The sequence below is a fragment of the Pontibacter aquaedesilientis genome, from assembly GCF_014773225.1.
Classification (GTDB): domain Bacteria; phylum Bacteroidota; class Bacteroidia; order Cytophagales; family Hymenobacteraceae; genus Pontibacter; species Pontibacter aquaedesilientis.
The window spans coordinates 515741-532677 of sequence record NZ_JACXAJ010000001.1; the positions used below are offsets into that span (position 1 = coordinate 515741).

Annotated in this window: 22 protein-coding genes; 12 read left to right on the forward strand and 10 right to left on the reverse strand. The window is 47.4% G+C overall.

The features are described 5' to 3' along the window. Nucleotides 1-24: 24 nt before the first annotated feature. Nucleotides 25-837 carry a 2,3,4,5-tetrahydropyridine-2,6-dicarboxylate N-succinyltransferase gene (locus H9Q13_RS02245; RefSeq protein WP_191182122.1) on the forward strand — a complete coding sequence of 271 codons (813 nt, stop codon included), beginning with the start codon at nt 25-27 and terminating at the stop codon, nt 835-837. A 152-nt stretch (nt 838-989) separates the two neighbouring features. Here the strand turns inward: H9Q13_RS02245 and H9Q13_RS02250 are convergent, their stop codons facing one another. Continuing rightward, the gene (locus tag H9Q13_RS02250) at nt 990-1895 is read right to left on the reverse strand and encodes a 3-hydroxyacyl-CoA dehydrogenase family protein (protein ID WP_191182123.1); all 906 of its coding nucleotides are present in this window, start codon (nt 1893-1895) and stop codon (nt 990-992) included. Nucleotides 1896-2334: 439 nt separating this feature from the next. On the opposite strand from H9Q13_RS02250, the gene H9Q13_RS02255 reads away from it, so the two are divergent. Then, complete coding sequence (locus tag H9Q13_RS02255) at nt 2335-2487, forward strand: lmo0937 family membrane protein (protein WP_018478120.1); 153 nt, start codon at nt 2335-2337, stop codon at nt 2485-2487. 68 nt (nt 2488-2555) lie between these two features. Beyond that, entirely contained in the window at nt 2556-2705 is a 150-nt protein-coding gene (locus H9Q13_RS02260) for a lmo0937 family membrane protein (protein WP_007660460.1), read from the forward strand. 77 nt (nt 2706-2782) lie between these two features. Here the strand turns inward: H9Q13_RS02260 and H9Q13_RS02265 are convergent, their stop codons facing one another. Continuing rightward, complete coding sequence (locus tag H9Q13_RS02265; RefSeq protein WP_224744017.1) at nt 2783-3466, reverse strand: hypothetical protein; 684 nt, start codon at nt 3464-3466, stop codon at nt 2783-2785. A 36-nt stretch (nt 3467-3502) separates the two neighbouring features. Continuing rightward, nucleotides 3503-5128, reverse strand: coding sequence for an ABC-F family ATP-binding cassette domain-containing protein (locus tag H9Q13_RS02270; protein ID WP_191182124.1), 1626 nt, complete (start codon nt 5126-5128; stop codon nt 3503-3505). Between the two features lie 328 nt (nt 5129-5456). Between H9Q13_RS02270 and H9Q13_RS02275 the strand changes: the two genes are divergently transcribed. Continuing rightward, entirely contained in the window at nt 5457-5927 is a 471-nt protein-coding gene (locus tag H9Q13_RS02275; protein WP_191182125.1) for a DUF4199 domain-containing protein, read from the forward strand. Nucleotides 5928-5977: 50 nt separating this feature from the next. Beyond that, entirely contained in the window at nt 5978-6436 is a 459-nt protein-coding gene (locus H9Q13_RS02280; RefSeq protein ID WP_191182126.1) for a DUF4199 domain-containing protein, read from the forward strand. Nucleotides 6437-6513: 77 nt separating this feature from the next. Here H9Q13_RS02280 and H9Q13_RS02285 read toward each other — a convergent pair whose 3' ends face one another. After that, a complete protein-coding gene (locus tag H9Q13_RS02285) occupies nt 6514-6744 on the reverse strand; it encodes a hypothetical protein (protein WP_191182127.1) in 231 nt (76 codons plus the stop codon). 395 nt (nt 6745-7139) lie between these two features. Here H9Q13_RS02285 and H9Q13_RS02290 point away from each other — a divergent pair, with 395 nt between their 5' ends. Then, nucleotides 7140-7322, forward strand: coding sequence for a hypothetical protein (locus tag H9Q13_RS02290; RefSeq protein ID WP_191182128.1), 183 nt, complete (start codon nt 7140-7142; stop codon nt 7320-7322). After that, a complete protein-coding gene (locus tag H9Q13_RS02295; RefSeq protein ID WP_191182129.1) occupies nt 7307-7456 on the forward strand; it encodes a hypothetical protein in 150 nt (49 codons plus the stop codon). The genes H9Q13_RS02290 and H9Q13_RS02295 overlap by 16 nt, the downstream gene beginning before the upstream one ends. A 56-nt stretch (nt 7457-7512) precedes the next feature. On the opposite strand, the gene H9Q13_RS02300 is transcribed toward H9Q13_RS02295, so the two are convergent. Beyond that, complete coding sequence (locus H9Q13_RS02300; RefSeq protein ID WP_191182130.1) at nt 7513-7899, reverse strand: hypothetical protein; 387 nt, start codon at nt 7897-7899, stop codon at nt 7513-7515. 299 nt (nt 7900-8198) lie between these two features. On the opposite strand from H9Q13_RS02300, the gene H9Q13_RS02305 reads away from it, so the two are divergent. After that, a complete protein-coding gene (locus tag H9Q13_RS02305) occupies nt 8199-8981 on the forward strand; it encodes a murein L,D-transpeptidase catalytic domain family protein (RefSeq protein WP_224744074.1) in 783 nt (260 codons plus the stop codon). 95 nt (nt 8982-9076) lie between these two features. Here H9Q13_RS02305 and H9Q13_RS02310 read toward each other — a convergent pair whose 3' ends face one another. Beyond that, complete coding sequence (locus H9Q13_RS02310) at nt 9077-9268, reverse strand: hypothetical protein (protein ID WP_224744018.1); 192 nt, start codon at nt 9266-9268, stop codon at nt 9077-9079. Between the two features lie 285 nt (nt 9269-9553). Between H9Q13_RS02310 and H9Q13_RS02315 the strand changes: the two genes are divergently transcribed. Next, the gene (locus H9Q13_RS02315; protein WP_224744019.1) at nt 9554-10351 is read left to right on the forward strand and encodes a M48 family metalloprotease; all 798 of its coding nucleotides are present in this window, start codon (nt 9554-9556) and stop codon (nt 10349-10351) included. A 46-nt stretch (nt 10352-10397) separates the two neighbouring features. Beyond that, complete coding sequence (locus H9Q13_RS02320) at nt 10398-11306, forward strand: diacylglycerol/lipid kinase family protein (protein ID WP_191182134.1); 909 nt, start codon at nt 10398-10400, stop codon at nt 11304-11306. Between the two features lie 9 nt (nt 11307-11315). On the opposite strand, the gene H9Q13_RS02325 is transcribed toward H9Q13_RS02320, so the two are convergent. Both H9Q13_RS02325 and H9Q13_RS02330 read right to left on the reverse strand, forming a co-directional pair. Further along, entirely contained in the window at nt 11316-12536 is a 1221-nt protein-coding gene (locus H9Q13_RS02325) for a metallophosphoesterase (RefSeq protein ID WP_191182135.1), read from the reverse strand. A gap of 9 nt (nt 12537-12545) precedes the next feature. Beyond that, nucleotides 12546-13181: an LON peptidase substrate-binding domain-containing protein gene (locus H9Q13_RS02330; RefSeq protein ID WP_191182136.1), complete on the reverse strand. Its 636-nt coding sequence runs from the start codon at nt 13179-13181 to the stop codon at nt 12546-12548. A 188-nt stretch (nt 13182-13369) separates the two neighbouring features. Here H9Q13_RS02330 and mtgA point away from each other — a divergent pair, with 188 nt between their 5' ends. Next, nucleotides 13370-14110 carry a monofunctional biosynthetic peptidoglycan transglycosylase gene (gene mtgA / locus H9Q13_RS02335; RefSeq protein ID WP_191182137.1) on the forward strand — a complete coding sequence of 247 codons (741 nt, stop codon included), beginning with the start codon at nt 13370-13372 and terminating at the stop codon, nt 14108-14110. Then, nucleotides 14097-14585, forward strand: coding sequence for a YybH family protein (locus H9Q13_RS02340; RefSeq protein WP_191182138.1), 489 nt, complete (start codon nt 14097-14099; stop codon nt 14583-14585). Before mtgA ends, H9Q13_RS02340 begins: the two co-directional genes overlap by 14 nt. 110 nt (nt 14586-14695) lie before the next feature. On the opposite strand, the gene H9Q13_RS02345 is transcribed toward H9Q13_RS02340, so the two are convergent. After that, entirely contained in the window at nt 14696-15841 is a 1146-nt protein-coding gene (locus H9Q13_RS02345) for an App1 family protein (RefSeq protein ID WP_191182139.1), read from the reverse strand. Between the two features lie 51 nt (nt 15842-15892). Continuing rightward, nucleotides 15893-16726 (reverse strand): M48 family metalloprotease, encoded by an 834-nt coding sequence (locus tag H9Q13_RS02350; RefSeq protein WP_191182140.1) that lies wholly within the window; start codon nt 16724-16726, stop codon nt 15893-15895. Nucleotides 16727-16937 lie beyond the last annotated feature (211 nt).

A 16937-nucleotide genomic window follows, 5' to 3' on the forward strand; every position in this document is an offset into this window, starting at 1 on the left:
TAATTTTATCAAACTACAATTTAGATGAATCTGGAGCAAATAATAGAGACTGCCTGGAATAACCGGGAGCTTTTAAAAGATCAGTCCACGGTAGACGCAGTGCGGGCTGTCATCGAGGAACTGGACAAAGGCCGATTGCGTGTAGCCGAGCCGGTGGGCGATAATTGGAAGGTGAATGAGTGGGTGAAGAAGGCAGTACTGCTATACTTCCCGATGCAGGCCATGAAAACCATTGAGGTTGGTCCGTTCGAGTTTCATGACAAAATCGCCTTGAAAACCAACTACGCGCAACTAGGTGTGCGTGTGGTACCGCACGCAGTGGCGCGTTATGGTGCCTTCCTGGCCAAAGGGGTAATCATGATGCCTTCTTATGTGAACATCGGTGCCTATGTGGACGAAGGAACGATGGTGGACACTTGGGCTACAGTGGGTAGTTGTGCACAGGTTGGCAAAAACGTACACCTGAGTGGCGGTGTTGGTTTAGGCGGTGTGTTGGAGCCTGTACAAGCGGCACCTGTCATCGTTGAGGACGGCGCGTTTATCGGTTCCAGAAGTATATTGGTGGAAGGCTGCCGTATCGGCAAGGAGGCCGTGATCGGTGCTGGCGTAACAATTACAGGAAGTTCAAAAATCATCGATGTGACAGGAGCGGAGCCTGTGGAGTACAAAGGCTATGTGCCACCACGTGCCGTGGTTATACCTGGTTCCTATACCAAGAAGTTCCCGGCTGGCGATTTCCAGGTGCCTTGTGCCCTTATCATCGGGCAGCGTAAGGAAAGCACTGACCTGAAGACTTCCCTAAACGACGCGCTGCGTGAAAATGCAGTAGCAGTTTAGACAGTAAGCAGTAAGCAGTTATCAATAAGCAGTAAGCAAATCAGGTTGTTCTATACCTGATCTCTGTCCAAACAGAAAGCCCCGACTTACAGGAGTCGGGGCTTTCTGTTTATTCAATTACCACTAACTGATAACTGTTTACTGCTAATTGATTACTGAAAGTGTTGCTTTTTCTTAAAACGATCTGCCACTACCAGTTCTTTGCTGCCGTGCGTCCAGGAGTAGAAGCCCTGACCTGATTTTACGCCTTTGTGACCAGCCTGTACCATATTCACCAACAGCGGGCATGGGGCGTATTTCGGATTGCCAAAGCCATCATGCAGCACATGCAGGATAGAAAGGCAAACATCAAGACCGATAAAATCAGCTAACTGTAGCGGTCCCATGGGGTGTGCCATACCTAGCTTCATGATCGTGTCTATTTCTTCCACACCTGCCACGCCTTCGTAAAGCGAATAGATCGCCTCATTGATCATGGGCATCAGGATGCGGTTAGCCACAAAGCCAGGATAGTCATTGCACTCGGTAGGTACTTTGCCCAGTTGAAGCGATATGTCCATAACCTGACTCGTCACCTCATCAGAAGTGGAGTATCCACGGATGATCTCGACCAGTTTCATCACTGGCACAGGATTCATGAAGTGCATGCCGATCACTTTGTCCGGACGATTAGTCACTGAAGCGATCTTAGTAATGGATATAGAGGAGGTGTTGCTGGTCAAAATGGCCTCTGGCTTCGAAAAAGCGTCCAGGTCTTTGAAAATTTTCAGCTTCAGGTCCACATTTTCTGTGGCAGCCTCTACTACCAGGTCCGCATCCTTTACGCCCTCCTTTAAACTGGTATGGGTAGTGATGTGATTCAGTGTTTTTTCTTTCTGCTCTTCTGTCAGATTGCCTTTGGCTATAATGCGGTCCAGGTTTTTGGAAATGGTGGCGAGGGCCTTATTGAGTGCCTCTTCTGAGATATCGATCAGAGAAACTGGAAAACCATTCTGAGCAAAAACGTGGGCTATACCATTGCCCATGGTGCCCGAACCGATAACTGCTACTTTCTTCATAGGTACATGTTTGTATGGTTCAAAATACCTTACAAAACTAATAGAATTCAGTTTAATCTAGGATTTAAATATGTTGGTCTTGGAAGACTTCAATTTTAAAAAGCATATATTTTGAAAAAGGAATTCTACGTGCAGTTAAATATATAAAATTTGTATATCGTTTACTCTGTTAAATTTTGGTTAGCGATGAGAATGTTATAATGTTGGTTTTTAGAGAGGTAAGTGTTGTATTTCACCAATATTCAGAGCAGGTTTAAAAAAAAGGCGTTGATTGATATACAAATAAATGTGTTTATATAAATCTTTTAAAGTATAGGAAGCGTAAAAAGCTTAAAACAAAAAAATGCAAAGTCGGGTATAAACCGATAGGCACAGCCAGCAAGGGCAGAAGGCCCTGAAAGCATGCCGATAATTAGGAGATTTAATAACTGAAAAAACTATGGGAAATTTATTGTATATCATAGCCGTTGTGCTTGTGATTTTCTGGCTAATCGGATTCCTAGGGTTTCCTGACGCCGTTGGTGGGATTATTCACGTATTATTAGTACTAGCCGTAATCGCCGTTTTGCTGCGACTTATTCGGAGAGCTTAACCTATATAGCGAAACTACGTTAGATAGGATAACTTAATAAATTTTGGATAAACAAAAACATTAAAACTATGGGAAATTTATTGTATATCATAGCCGTTGTGCTTGTGATTTTCTGGCTAATCGGATTCCTAGGGTTTCCTGACGCCGTTGGTGGACTGATTCACATTCTATTGGTGATCGCCGTGATCGTAGTATTGCTACGACTCATACGGGGTTGATAGAAACTTTACTCATAACAGAAAAAGGCTGCAAACTTGTTTGCAGCCTTTTTTTATGTCTCAGAAATCACAGCAGGTTATCGCCTGAAAGGTATACTGAACCCCGCTCTTATAACCGGATTGGAGTAAGGGGAGGGAAAAGAATCGTCGAAGTTGTAAAGCAACAATAGATCGGCGGCTCCATATGCGCCAATGCGCTGCCGGTAACCTAGCCCGGCCATCGGTATACCTTTAGACACCCTGCGTTTTTCATATACACCAGCGCTCTGGTTAGGAGCCATATATTCCACACTTAACTGTTCGTAATCTGCATGGATCAGAAAATTGTTGAAGACCTGTTGCTGCGCAAACACCCGACCGCCATAATTGTGTAGACTCAGGCCACGGTGGCTTTGGTAATGGTAAACGACGCCAACTCCCATCCAAAAGGTTTCTGTAGCCCTATACCCCAATACCGGCAGCAGCGAGATGTTGGTAAATGTGCCCAACTGCAAACCAAAACTGCCACCCCAAAACATGCGGTCCAGCAGTGCTTTGGGCGCCTCCTGCGCTGGTTTTACAACTTGCGGAAGAATAACCTCATCCTGTGGCTGCACAACAGGTGGACGGTTTTGTTGCCTTGGCTCCACCACAGGACCTGTAGGCAGTTCCTTTTTGCGGCGCACCGTATCCGGCTCCGTCTGGGCCAGGGCAGTGGTGCTGTATACTGCAAACAGTAATAAAGCACCCAAAAACCAACGTAGTTGCAAAAACTGCGGCATAGTTAGGTTATTTACAGGTTAAGGCAGCGAGCTGCACTACACCATGGCAGTGGCATACATCTTCTTGCGCAGTTCTCTGATCGTGTCGTCTGACAGGTACTCTTCGTAACCCATACGCTTGTCGATGATACCGCCTGGTGTTAACTCAATGATGCGATTGGCGATAGTATCAACGAACTGTAAGTCATGAGACGAGAACAGGATGGTGCCATCGAAATCGCGCAAAGAGTTGTTAAGCGCGGTGATCGATTCCAGATCCAGGTGATTGGTTGGCTCATCGAACACCAGCACGTTGCCAGACTGCAACATCATGCGCGAGAACATGCAGCGCACTTTCTCACCACCCGACAGCACATTGGCTTTCTTCAGCGACTCTTCGCCAGAGAAAAGCATACGGCCCAGGAAACCACGAATAAAGCTTTCGTCTTTCTCCACAGAATACTGGCGCAGCCAATCCACCAGGTTCAGGTCTGTATCAAAGAACTCCTGGTTGTCTTTCGGGAAGAAAGAAGAAGTGATGGTGGTACCCCACTTGAACTCACCGCTGTCCGCCTGCTCCTCGTCGAACAAAATCTTAAAGAAGGAAGAAGCGGCCAGGTCATTGCGGCCAATTACGGCTATCTTGTCACCTTTGTCAACCATAAAGGAGATATTGGTGAAGATCGGCTGTCCGTCCACAGACTTGCTCAGGTTCTCAACGTTCAGGATCTGGTTGCCAGCTTCGCGCTCTGGCTTGAAGGCTATGTAAGGGTATTTTCTGGAAGAAGGCTGAATATCTTCCACCGTCAGTTTTTCGAGTAGCTTGGCACGCGATGTCGCCTGCTTGGATTTAGAGGCGTTCGCACTAAAGCGACGGATAAATTCTTCCAGTTCCTTACGCTTGTCTTCCGTTTTCTTATTGGCATCAGAACGCTGTTTCAAAGCCAGCTGGCTTGACTGGTACCAGAAACCATAGTTACCGGCAAACATTTTGATTTTGCCAAAGTCGATATCGGCCACGTGCGTACACACCGCGTCCAGGAAGTGGCGGTCGTGTGATACCACAATGACTGTGTTCTGAAAATTGTCAAGGAAATTCTCCAGCCACATAATAGACTCCGCATCCAAGTGGTTGGTAGGTTCGTCCAGTAGCAGAATATCTGGGTTACCAAAAAGCGCTTGTGCAAGAAGCACACGTACCTTCTCGCTACCGCTCAGGTCTCTCATCTGCGCATAGTGCAGGCTTTCGGTAATGCCAAGGCCGCTTAGCAATTCCGCTGCCTCGTATTCGGCGTTCCAGCCTTCCAGATCGGCAAATTCGCCCTCCAGCTCGGCCGCACGCTCGCCATCCGCCTCCGTAAAATCGGCTTTGGCATAGATGGCATCTTTTTCCTGCATGATGTCGAACAGGCGCTTGTGGCCCATGATCACCGTCTGTAAAACCGGGAATTCATCATACTCAAAGTGGTTCTGCTTCAGTACCGCCAGGCGGGCATTAGCCGGAATATCCACAGTGCCAGTGTTAGGGTCAATCTCACCGGAGAGTATTTTCAGGAAAGTAGACTTGCCGGCGCCGTTGGCTCCAATCAGGCCGTAGCAGTTGCCAGGCAAGAACTTGATTGTTACGTCTTCAAACAGAGTACGCTTGCCGTATGACAGGCTTACATTGCTGGTACTAATCATAGATAGCTTAAAATGAGTATTTAAAATGACTGTGGTGCAAAAGTACGAAATAAAAACCGTCTTTTTTTCAAATTGCTGTAAACCAGCTGGCTAGGGTAAGAGAAAGAGGTTGTTAATTCCTTTTAAATGAATGGCTTCTGTTCGCAACACGAAAAAATTATGCTTCAAATCACAACACCACCCTAGCTTCTTTAGTATATTGATTTAATAATATAAGGCAGATGGCACTTGCTCTTTCGTTACGAAGCGGGTCAGCCAATTCTTTTTATAACCATTCGTGCTGCCAATCTGTTCATTTTAAACATTTGATTAAATAAAAATCACACATATGGCACTTTCAAGAATCACTTATCAAAAGGTTTCTATTAAATATGGCATTTTCGTAGGTATAGCACACATTCTTTATTTTCTGGTGATGCGTCTGCTCAATCTTCAAAACAGAGTGGAGCTTTCTTTCCTAAGCGCGGTGTTCCTTATTATAGGTATAGCCATTGCCATCTCCAGCTTCAAGCGTGCCCGAGGCGGAACCATCAATTATTTCCAGGGCCTGGCCATAGGGGCAACGACCGGCGTCGTATCTTCCTCCATACTGGCGCTCTTCCTGGGGGTATACGTGACGGTGCTTGATCCGGCGTATCTGGCAAGTCTGCAGTCCAGTTCTGTTTTTCCGGTGAGTCTATCAGTGCTGTCGCTTTTTGTTTTGACCATCATTTATGGCTCTGTGCCGGGTTTTATAATCGCATTTGTAGCCATGCAATGGTTTAAGCGTGCGGATCATGCCATGCCGGAAAGAATATAATGGAAACCGTTCTTCACAAAATCATTCGTTAAAGATACCCACGCACCCCTATGGAAAAAGTTGGCCTGAAGTACGGCCTGTTCACGGCATTTGGACTTATTGGATATTTCCTGCTCATGAAGCTGATAGGGCTGGAGCAGATTATTGAACTGAGATTTCTGAACGGCCTGATTATGGCCATTGGCGTCACTTTGGCCATTAGGGCTTATAAGATCAGCAAGAACGGAGAGATTGGCTACTTTCATGGCCTTGGCACCGGCATTATAACGGCCGTGCTGGCAACCGTGATCTTTGCAGTTTTCATGGTTGTTTATATCAAGGCTTTTGACGATTCGTTGCTGGATGTGTTGGCCGGAGAGCAGTTCTTTGGCGAGAACATGGCTATAACCCCAGGAGTCGTCATCTTCATGGTATTGATGGTCGAAGGTGTCATATCCGGTTTCATGGTTTCTTTTATCGCCATGCAGTGGTTTAAGCGTCGCGATCATAAAGTGCCCGGAAGCCCTTGAGTCAGGTAATTCAAATACATAGCACTTATAAAAGAGACGGCCTTGGAATTTTCCAGGGCCGTCTCTTTTATAGGTGGTTAGCTGACCAATCCGTCTGGTCGCTGTATGATTTGTATAACTACTTCATGCAAGTCTCCTTCATTGTCTTTAAGTTTATAGATCACCATGGGGTTATCTGCGTCGTGTATGGATGTAATATCGACAACTTTGCCAGCGTCTAACCTCTCTTCTAGTTGTTGTGTGAGGTCTTTAAAAGCCTTCGCGAAATTCACTTCCAGCGTGCTCGGGTTATAATATTTCGTCTTCATGGTCTATCACTTTGAATGGAGGTATCGGCCTTCGGCTGGCGACGGAGATACTGTTTAAAATACTATTTATCGATTAATGCCTATATATACTGTTACGAAGTGGCATAGTTGCAGATTGTATCTAAATGAGAGAAGATTGTTTTTATAGTTTTAATTATTTTATGAATGTTTATATTTATTAAAAAATAGCTTTATTTATATGCTATTGGAAAAATATAAAAAATATGTGTTCAATACAATAACTTAGACTTGGCATATTCGTTCATATAGAGGCAAATGATACCTTTATATTGTTTGAAATTTTTTATAGGATGAGAAAATTACTACCCTTCATATTATTGCTAATTCTTAGTGCTGGCATAGCACAGGCACAAAAACTAAGGCAAGTGGATGACATGCTGGATAAGCAAGTGTTGCTGGTCGAACTGACAGGTCCGCAGATGGCTATGCTGGAGATGCAGCGTGAGTTGCAGCTTACTGATGAGCAGGTTCGGCAACTGGAGAAGCTTAACCAGAACCGTTACCAGTATATGGCTGAAGCTGAGTATTTGTACGGCGTCCTTTGCAGCTACAGCTGAAATTCAGGGAAATCCACATTGCGCTCGACAAAGTGATGACTAATATCCTGACAGAGCAGCAATTGAAGCACTACCTGGAGTTGGAAGGCAGGCAACATATCCATTTTTTAAGTGGGAAGGAAGCCGAAGAATAGTGGATACAACGATAACGATCAAATAAAAAATGCCCGGTTCATATACCGGGCATTTTTTATTTAATCGTTATCGGTCTCAGGTAGGTGATTTCGCTTACCTTGTTAAGTGCATTGAACCGCACCTCAGCACGGTTAGCGTCAGAAAGTTTGTTACGCTGTTGGCATTGTGCGCCTGGCTCTAAGTAATAAATGAAAAGACGCTGCCCTCTGCTCATGAGTTGCTCCGCATCCGGTTTACCCAATATGTCTTTTATTTCTCCCTCAGTTCGTCCGTAAAGTTCCCGCCGGATACTTTCGAACTCAGGTACTAACTGCTGACGGTTGTTTTGACATCCTTTTTTGTCTTGTTGCCACTTGTTGCTGTCGAAGCCAGTTATACGGGTTGGCTCAGAGCAGGCCCAAACCAAAGGGAGCAGTGTCAATAGGAGGAGGGTCTTTTTCATAATTGCGATCTTACTTCAAAATTGCAGCTTAGGCTTGTGTGTTACAAGTGATTTCGGTTATTTGTAAGCATCGGCTGCCAAATTTCTAAAATATGCCGGGTAGGATGCACTAAACTGTGAGCCGAAAAACGTTTACATATGAAAGGGCAAGAGCGGCCTGTTTCGTTTATTGTTGTGCCTGAGGGTGCCTTCGGGAACAATTTTAGAGCCTGGCCCTGTTGATACTGTAATTGCGTAAAACCCGAAAGAATAAAGACCCTATGATAAGAGCCGCTATTACCTCATTTGCCTTGAGTTTCATGTTAGTAGCCACGCCAGGTGGTGCTCACAATGATGTTTCGAGTCCTACTGTAATCTCCTCTTCCGAGCCTACGCTCAATTCCAGTTCGCTGGCTTTGCTTTCTTTTGCAGAGAAAAAAGAGGCATATCAGGAGCATGTACAGGGCGTTTATCAGAAGGCAGGCCTTAAAAATGCAGGACTGTCTTTCAGTGTTTTTGAGCGAGCCTATACCGGCTACCAGAATTTCAGACAACAGGGGGTGGCCTCAGCCGATAAACCGGTGATGACAGTGGTTGATTTTACGAAACCCAGCAACGTGAAGCGGATGTGGATCATCGACATCAAGTCTGGGAAAGTACTTTATAACACGCTGGTGGCACATGGGCGTAACACAGGCAACGTGAAGGCCGAGATGTTCTCGAATGAGCCAAACTCTAACATGAGCAGTATGGGTTTTTATGTGACCGATCATACATATTATGGCAAGCATGGCCTGTCGCTACGTTTGTCGGGAAAAGATGAGAAGTACAACTCAAATGCCATGGAACGTGCCATTGTACTGCACGGAGCCGATTACGTGAGCGACGCTTTTGTAAAGCAGTATGGTCGCCTTGGCAGAAGCCTGGGATGCCCGGCAGTGCCGCGTGAAATTTCCGGTGATGTGATTGACCTGATTAAAGACAATACGGTTCTGTACATTCACACTGCCGATAAAAAGTATACCTCCGCTTATTTAAATGCTGAACTCGCTGTGGAAGCATTCGCTCTTGAAATGGACATGCGCCAGCAGCTAGGAGCCTGAAATGTTTAAAGGCCTGTCAGGCTTTGATAGCTAGAATTGAAAACGCCACTCTGTATTGCTCAGAGTGGCGTTTTTAGTTTATTTTAAAAATACTATCAGGTTTGGTCTTTGGTGGTTTTGACCAAGTTTATGCCTGCAAAGAAGAAGATAAGGCCAACCACAAAAGGTACGATTGCGGTATACTGCCCAATGGAAGCTCCGTCTCCTCCCATTACAAATGCATATGCTCCCCAGATGATGCCCACTATACCTAGTATGGTTAGAATGGCACCGAATGTACGTTTCATATTCATAGTTTTCGATTTAAATTAAGCCGCTTTAATAGCGAATTTTTGAGTATTACGGGAATACTATAGAATAGGATAGCTATTTTTTGATTTAATCGGTTTTCTCCCCCTCACATTCAGTATTTTCCTACTATTACCATATACTTTTTGTGCCCATAAAAGTATATGTTGATGCAGTGCATCTGTCGTTACGCCCGTTCAATTTGGTTGTGATGCACGCCAAGTCCTTTGCTGGAAGCTACCATACTATGATAGAGTTTAATAAGTGAAAAAATGAGAGGAATAATGAAGTTTATCGTCGCACTTCTGATTGCGGCGGTTTCACTGGTTACCTACTGGTGTAACAGGCAGGAAAATGAATTTACGGGTGAGATGCAACATGTCGACATGACGGTGGAGCAAGAGATAGCCCTTGGTCTTCAGGCGGCTCCAAAGATGGCATCGCAGTATGGTGGCCTGCATTCGGATGAGCAGGCGGTTGCCAAAGTGAAAGAGGTGGGACAGCGCATAGTCGGTAACACCAACGTAGGCGATACTCCCTATCAGTTTGATTTCCACCTGTTGGCAGATGAGCAGACGGTTAACGCATTTGCGCTTCCGGGGGGACAGATTTTTATAACAGCCGGCCTGTTACGCAGACTCAGCACAGAAGGGCAACTGGCCGGTGTGCTGGGCCATGAGATAGGGCACGTGGTAGGAAGGCACTCCGCCCAACAACTCGCCAAAGCCAAACTCACGCAGGGACTGACAGGCGCTGCCGCCATTGCTACTTACGATCCTGACAATCCGGCTACGCAGACTGGGGCGATTGCGGCCGCTATGATTGGCAAACTCATGAACATGCGCTATGGCAGGGAAGATGAACTGGAATCGGATAGACTGGCCGTGCGCCTAACAGGAAAGTCAGGCTACGATCCGCGGGCGATGATTGAAGTAATGCGTATATTAGAGGAGGCAAGCGGCGGGGCCAGGGGACCTGAGTTTACACAGACTCACCCTAACCCGGGCAACCGTGTGGCGGAAATTGAGCGTGCCATCCAACAGGAATACCCCAATGGTCTACCATCAGGATTGATGCAGTAGCCACAATTATCATTCATCGCATACCAGGTATAGCATTAGCAAACCAATGCAAGAAGAAAACAAAATTCAGAACCTGCTATTTGTCATCAACCCTATTGCTGGTGATATTGAGAAGGAGGAACTGGTAGAAGAGATAAAGGCTATCTGTGAAGCGCATCAGCTGAACCACAAGTTGTACAAGACAACTGGAGAGCAGGATCAGGGAAAGATAAAAGCCCTGCTGGAAGAGGAACGTTTCGATGCCGTGTTCGCCGTGGGCGGTGATGGGACAGTCAGCCTGGTCGGGGCACTGCTCATCGGAACCAAAACACCCCTGGGTATTATTCCGCTTGGATCCGGCAATGGCCTGTCTAAAGATCTGAACATACCCCAGGATACCGAAGAAGCGCTTCAGCTTATTCATAACCATGTGATTCGCAATATCGACACCATTGACCTGAACGGACACCCCTCCATTCACTTAAGCGACCTGGGGTTTAACGCGCTGGTGGTGCAACGGTTTTGTGAAGGGGATAGACGCGGACCAGGCTCCTATGCCTGGATCGCGCTGCAGGAATACCTGAACTATGAGCCGAAATTTTACCGGATAGAGACAGATACCGAGAATTTCGAGGGAGATGCCTTTATGGTAACCATCGCCAATGCCAATGCATTTGGGAGCAATGCAGCCATTAACCCCAATGGTGTGCTGAACGATGGGCGCTTCGAAATATGCCTGATCGAGCCTTTCCCTAAAGCAGCCGGGTTGAGTATCCTATACAAGATGTATACCGACAACATCGACAGTTCCATTTATACCCGTCGGATCAGTTGCCGCCGGGCTACCATCTACAACGTGGACAGGGAAGTCATGCACGTGGATGGAGAGCCGGCTGAATTGGGCAACGAGATCAAAGTGACCATGCACCCTAAAAGCCTTAAAGTCATACTGCCTATACCTGAGGAGGAAAGCTAGCTGGTATGCCTATACCTGCTCTATGGGTTTTAGGACAGGGTGAAGTTCTTTTCGGAACACGACAGCGCCCGGCTTGGGGGATGTCTCGTTCTCATTGGCGACCGCGGCTTCTATCCAAAGTTCGCCGGTACTATAGTAGTTAAGAACAAAGAATCCGCGCTGCTCCAGTGTAAAGGTGGCCTTGCCGCCTTTTTTCACGAAGGAGGTTTTGCTCCCCGACCCACTCACGATGTAATGGTTATCCCGCACCTCGAAATGTTGCAGGTTATGGTCGTGGCCGGCTACGTAAACGATATTGCTGTATTGGTGAAAGATACGAAGCAGGCGTTTTCGCATTTTGCGGTATTTGCGGTGCGACATATCCTCATAGGCACCAAACAGCTGCCGGTAAAACGGATAAATAGAGCCAAAGATGGGCAAAGGGATGTAAATACGTTTGTGGGCAGCTGTAAGCGGGAAAATATGTTGCTTGATAGTAAACTTGCCACCATGCAGCGCATTGCTGTATAGCGGGTGATGAGCGGCAACCACGATGCGCTGATGCCTGTTATGGCGCAGAATCTTGTTCAGTCGCAGGAAGAAATCCTCAATATCATCATAAGGGCACCCTTCTTGACGGCCCATGGGCTTTTCACCCCGCTGTACCCACCACTGGGTATTGATGACAAGCAGCAGCATCCCCTCAGCAAGTTGTATCGTGTCGGGGCCAGGGCATCCGTTGCGGGGCAGGTAGCTGTCTTCGTCCTGCAAAGCCTCTACTACGTGTTTTTCCTGACGCAGCACATACTCCAGCCCTTTTTTACGGCCCTTATTCCAGTCGTGGTTTCCGCTCAGGAATATTTTCCGGCCTTCAAAGGGGTTAATTATACCTAGTAAATAATCCAGTCGGCTGATAGCCGCCGCATGGTGGCGATGGGTTTCTGCCGGCAACCCGACAGGGTATAGGTTGTCACCCAGAAACAGCACCGTGCCGTTGTAGCCAGCACTGTGCTGCCACTCTTGCAGAAGTTTCAAAACAGGGTCGCTACCGTCAGTGGCCACATAGCCCACATCACCCAAAAAAGCGATGCTGTGCACGAGCTGTGCTTCGGGTTTTGGCACGCATTGGCGCCAGCCCACATCAGACAGTTTATAATACGGCTTGTTACGGTACTTGCGCTCCTGCCAATAGCTGAATAGCACAAAAACGGTGAAAAGGACAGTGGAGATGATCAGAAAATAGGCCAGCATGCGGATAGTTTAAAAGTTAGGCGGCGTCAGGTTTTTGAAGTGCCCGTTGAGTTTCACACGCTCCTTCAATCGCTCTGTTTCAGCCACGATAGGCAGTACCTGGTTGAGATGCTGCAAGATCATGTCCTGGCGGATAGCTTCGCTGTGGCATTGAAGCAAGGTATATTCCTGCTCTGTATTCAGGCCAAGGTGGTGCGCTACATCATAAGACTTGAAATCCTCGGGCAGATCCAGGAATATTTTGCTGATGCCAAGTGCCGTATAGAGTTCCCGGAGCTTTTCCTTGATCTGCAACTTGACCACAATGTCCTCATCCTCCAGGTTATCGACCTCTTCTACGTTTCCGCCAGCGTATAATTTGCCGGGTGCGGTTCTGTCAAACGCATTGATTTTAAATATACCCATGCCCTGTGTGCGAATGTCCAACTCTCCAGACTCATACTTTTTCTCCACGTTCAGGATCTTGATCTCGGTGCCATACATACCTACTCCATTGTTGATATAGGTCGGTATGCCAAACGTGCTGCCATTATCTATACAGTCCTGAATTAACTGTTTGTAGCGCGGTTCAAATATGTGCAGATTCAGTTTCTCCCCAGGAAACACCACCACATTCAACGGAAAAAGGGGCAGATACTTTTGCATGGCCTTCAGCTTTAAATGTATAACAGGTAAGTGCGGTTTTTGTATGTGCAGCACACATTTTTGATCACGTTTTACCGCTGTTTACTGTGATTACGGGTAGGCAGGCGCCTGTGTTAAGCCAGCCCGCACAGTACTTGAAATATAATCCAAAAGGCGTAGCTTTGCGCTCCTGTTTTGATACAAATCTGATGAAAAAGAAACGGCTGGGCTTTAGAGAGTTCAGGCTTATCACAATCAAACTTCTGTTGAGCCTCTTTTTGCTGAGTGTGCTGTGGGTGTTGGTATACCGTTGGGTGGCACCGCCAGTCACGCTGCACATGGTGCTGCGCCGCGCAGAGGCAGGTATGGCAGACAAAGAAGACCCAACTATTCACTATAAGTTTGTGTCTTTGAAAGAGATGTCGGACCAATTACCGCTGGCGGTAGTCGCGTCAGAAGACCAGCTTTTTCTGCAGCACGGCGGCTTCGATTACAATGCGATAGCGGATGCCTTTAAGCGCAACCAAAAGGGCACTAACATAAGAGGGGGCAGCACAATTAGTCAGCAGGTGGCCAAGAATGTTTTTCTGTGGCATGGGCGCAGCTATTTGCGCAAGGCGGTAGAAGCCTACTTTACGTTCCTGATTGAGGTAATCTGGGGCAAAGAACGAATTCTGGAGGTGTACCTGAATATTGCGGAGATGGGAGATGGTGTGTTTGGCGTAGAGGCAGCCTGTCAAAAGTATTTCAAGAAGCCGGCTGCTGCGGTAGGCCGCCAACAGGCAGCACTTCTGGCGTCTGTGTTGCCAAACCCTATACGCTTTTCTGCTGCCAGGCCCTCGGCTTATGTGCTGGGTCGCCGTGCGCGCATCGCCCGGGCCATGGGCAGACTCGGTGGGACCAACTACATCAAAACCATACTTCCGGAGAAAGACCATGATCAGAACTAAACAGCTAGGCTTAATGGCCATCGCACTCTTTATGAACCTGGCTGCGTGCCAGCAGGCCAACGTGCACCACGGGGAGCGAAAGAGCAACACAACGCAGGATGTGGAAACGGCAAAGGCCGAAATTCGAGCAGTGCTGGAGGCGCAGTCCGCTTGCTGGAGCCAAGGCAACCTGGACTGCTTTATGCAGGACTACTGGAAATCGGACTCGCTGCTTTTTGTCGGCAAAAGCGGCCTGACCTACGGTTGGCAGCCAACGCTCGATAATTACCGCAAAAGCTACCCCGACCCGTCGGCCATGGGCAAACTGAGCTTCGACCTGAAAGAAATGCGCCCGCTCTCTTCTGAAACCATGCTGGTCGTTGGCAAATGGCATTTACAGCGCGATACCAAGTTAGGCGACCTGCAGGGGCATTTCTCTATCATCCTCAAACGCTTCCCCGAAGGCTGGAAAATAATAGCAGATCATTCAAGTTAAGTTTGAGAATTTGGGGAGTTTGAGGGAGAATTGATGAATAGGTATAAAACAGGGAGTTTATGATTCATATTTTTAACTCTGACTTCTCTAACTCCTAAATTCTCAAACTACTAAACTCCCTCATCTCCGGCTTCGTCCAACTGGGTTTCTTTGGCGATTTCGGGCAGTTCCTCGGTGTATATGTAGCCGCATTGGGCCGCATGTTCAGCTGCTTCCAGTGTTTCCTTTACCAGCACCATCTCCACTTCTCCTGATTCCTTAAACTCATCGAAAATAGTAACCACCTTCCGGGTGTGCTTCTCAATGTTCACGTCGCGTATGTAAATGGCCAAGACCCTGCCCGGGTACTTACGTACAACTTCCGCATAAATTTCGGCGTCTTGCTGACCGCTGTCGCCGATCAGGATAAAGTTTAGTGTCGGATAGGTGATCAGAATATTCTCAATTTCTTTGAACTTGTGACTCATGTGGTCCGATGAGCCGAGCTTGTTCTCGTCCAGCCCAAAGTCACGGAGCAGGAGTGGCCCCTGTGGGATCTCGTTCAGTTCCAGGAAATGGTAGAGCAGATCGTAAGTATTCCAGGGGCTGCTGGATACATAGAAAAACGGGTTGTTACGCTTGCCATTACGGCCTAGTTGCAGCGACTTGTAGAAGGAGGAAACCCCGTGGAAAGGTATACGGGTATGCGCATTGTTGAGCAGCACATTTCGGCCAGTCAGCAACAAATTAGTAGCACCCGTGCGCACAATGGTGTCGTCGATATCGCTTATAATGCCGTACTCGGCGTCTGGTGGCGGCACCAGCACGTATGCCTTGGTTTTTACTTCGCCCTCAGATGGCACCGGCGAATCAGTTAACTCAATGTCGATGGTGTGCCAGATGTCGTCCAGTTCGATCGGCTTCTCCGGGGCCAGGTTCAGCACAAAATAACCTTCCTCATCGGTCGTGATTTCATGTTTCTGGTTTTCGAGGCACAGCTCTACCCGGGCGCCCGGTATCTCACGGCTATTGAAGCGTTTGTACATGTTGAGCAAGTTATCCCACAGTCTGTCATCCTTTTCTGACACCGCTATACCTTTATCGACCAGCACACGGCCTTTTACATAGAGTCGGGTAGGGGTGCCATAACTTCGGTAGGCCATAATGTGCAAGGGCCCAAACAAGTTGAGCTTTCGGCGCAGTTGGAAGGCAAGCGTGTCAAACGTCTTTTCCGCTTTCAGCATAGCTTTGCCAGTCACGTTCTTTATCTTTTTCATAGTATAAGGGGGTGTAAACAGAAATGCCTGCCGGTTGGCAGGCATTTCTGTTTACAGGTTAAGGCTTTTCTTCAATTCATTAAAATCAGTGTCAGGTGCCGAAGCGGTAGAGCAGCCTTTGTCTCGCGCCTGCTGCTGGATGTTCTCAATGCGATTATCAGGGTTAGGGTGCGTGCTCAGGAACTCTGGCGGATTGCTGCCCTGTGCCTGTGCGTTCAGCTTTACGAAAAAGCCGGCAGCCCCGTCGCAGGCGTAGTGCTTGGTGCCGCTCAGGTATAGAACGGATGCGTTGTCAGCTTCGGTTTCGGCGGTGCGGCTGAAGCGCAAACCTGCCAGCGTACCGGCAAGCTGTGCTGCTATTTGCTGCAGGGCGCCCGGGTTATTTCCCAAAGCCACCGATAGCAAAATGGCTATACCGTAGTCACGCTGCAGCTGCTGTATGCTGTGTCGTTTGTCGGCGTGGGCGATCTCGTGTGCCAGCACGCCGGCAAAGTGGTCTTCGTCATCCAGGAATTTGATCAAACCAGTAAAAACATATATTTGTCCGCCCGGAGAAGCAAAGGCATTCAGCGTTTCGCGGTCATCGATTATTTTGACTGTCCAGGGAAATTCATTCTTATACTTCACCTCACCCGAGTTCAGCACACGGTTCACAATGCGATCGAGATGGGTATAGGCTTTCTGAACGTTAGCTTTACTGCTGTTCCGCTCCAGCAGTTGTCCTTTCGCTCTGTAGGTTGAGTCTACCTGCTGCGCTACCTTTTGGCCCAGCTTGATGTCGTCCTGTGTCGAGAAAATAACGCCTTCGTTGTCCTTGCAGCTGCTAAACGCAAATACACTGATGAGGACTAATAACCAAGGTGCTGTTGTGTGGATGTACTTCATAAATTGTGCAAAATTAATAATGTGTTTAATAGCGCCGGGTACGTTGTAACGCTCTCATTAAATACCTTGTAACCGGCTTATAAACTAGATAAAGTAAATTTTAGTATGCCCTTACGCATAAATGCAGCCATAGTTGATAGTTCATGGGCAGGTATACCGCTAATGAAAATTGGCAATAAAAAAGCCCCTGAAATTCAGGGGCTTTTTTTCA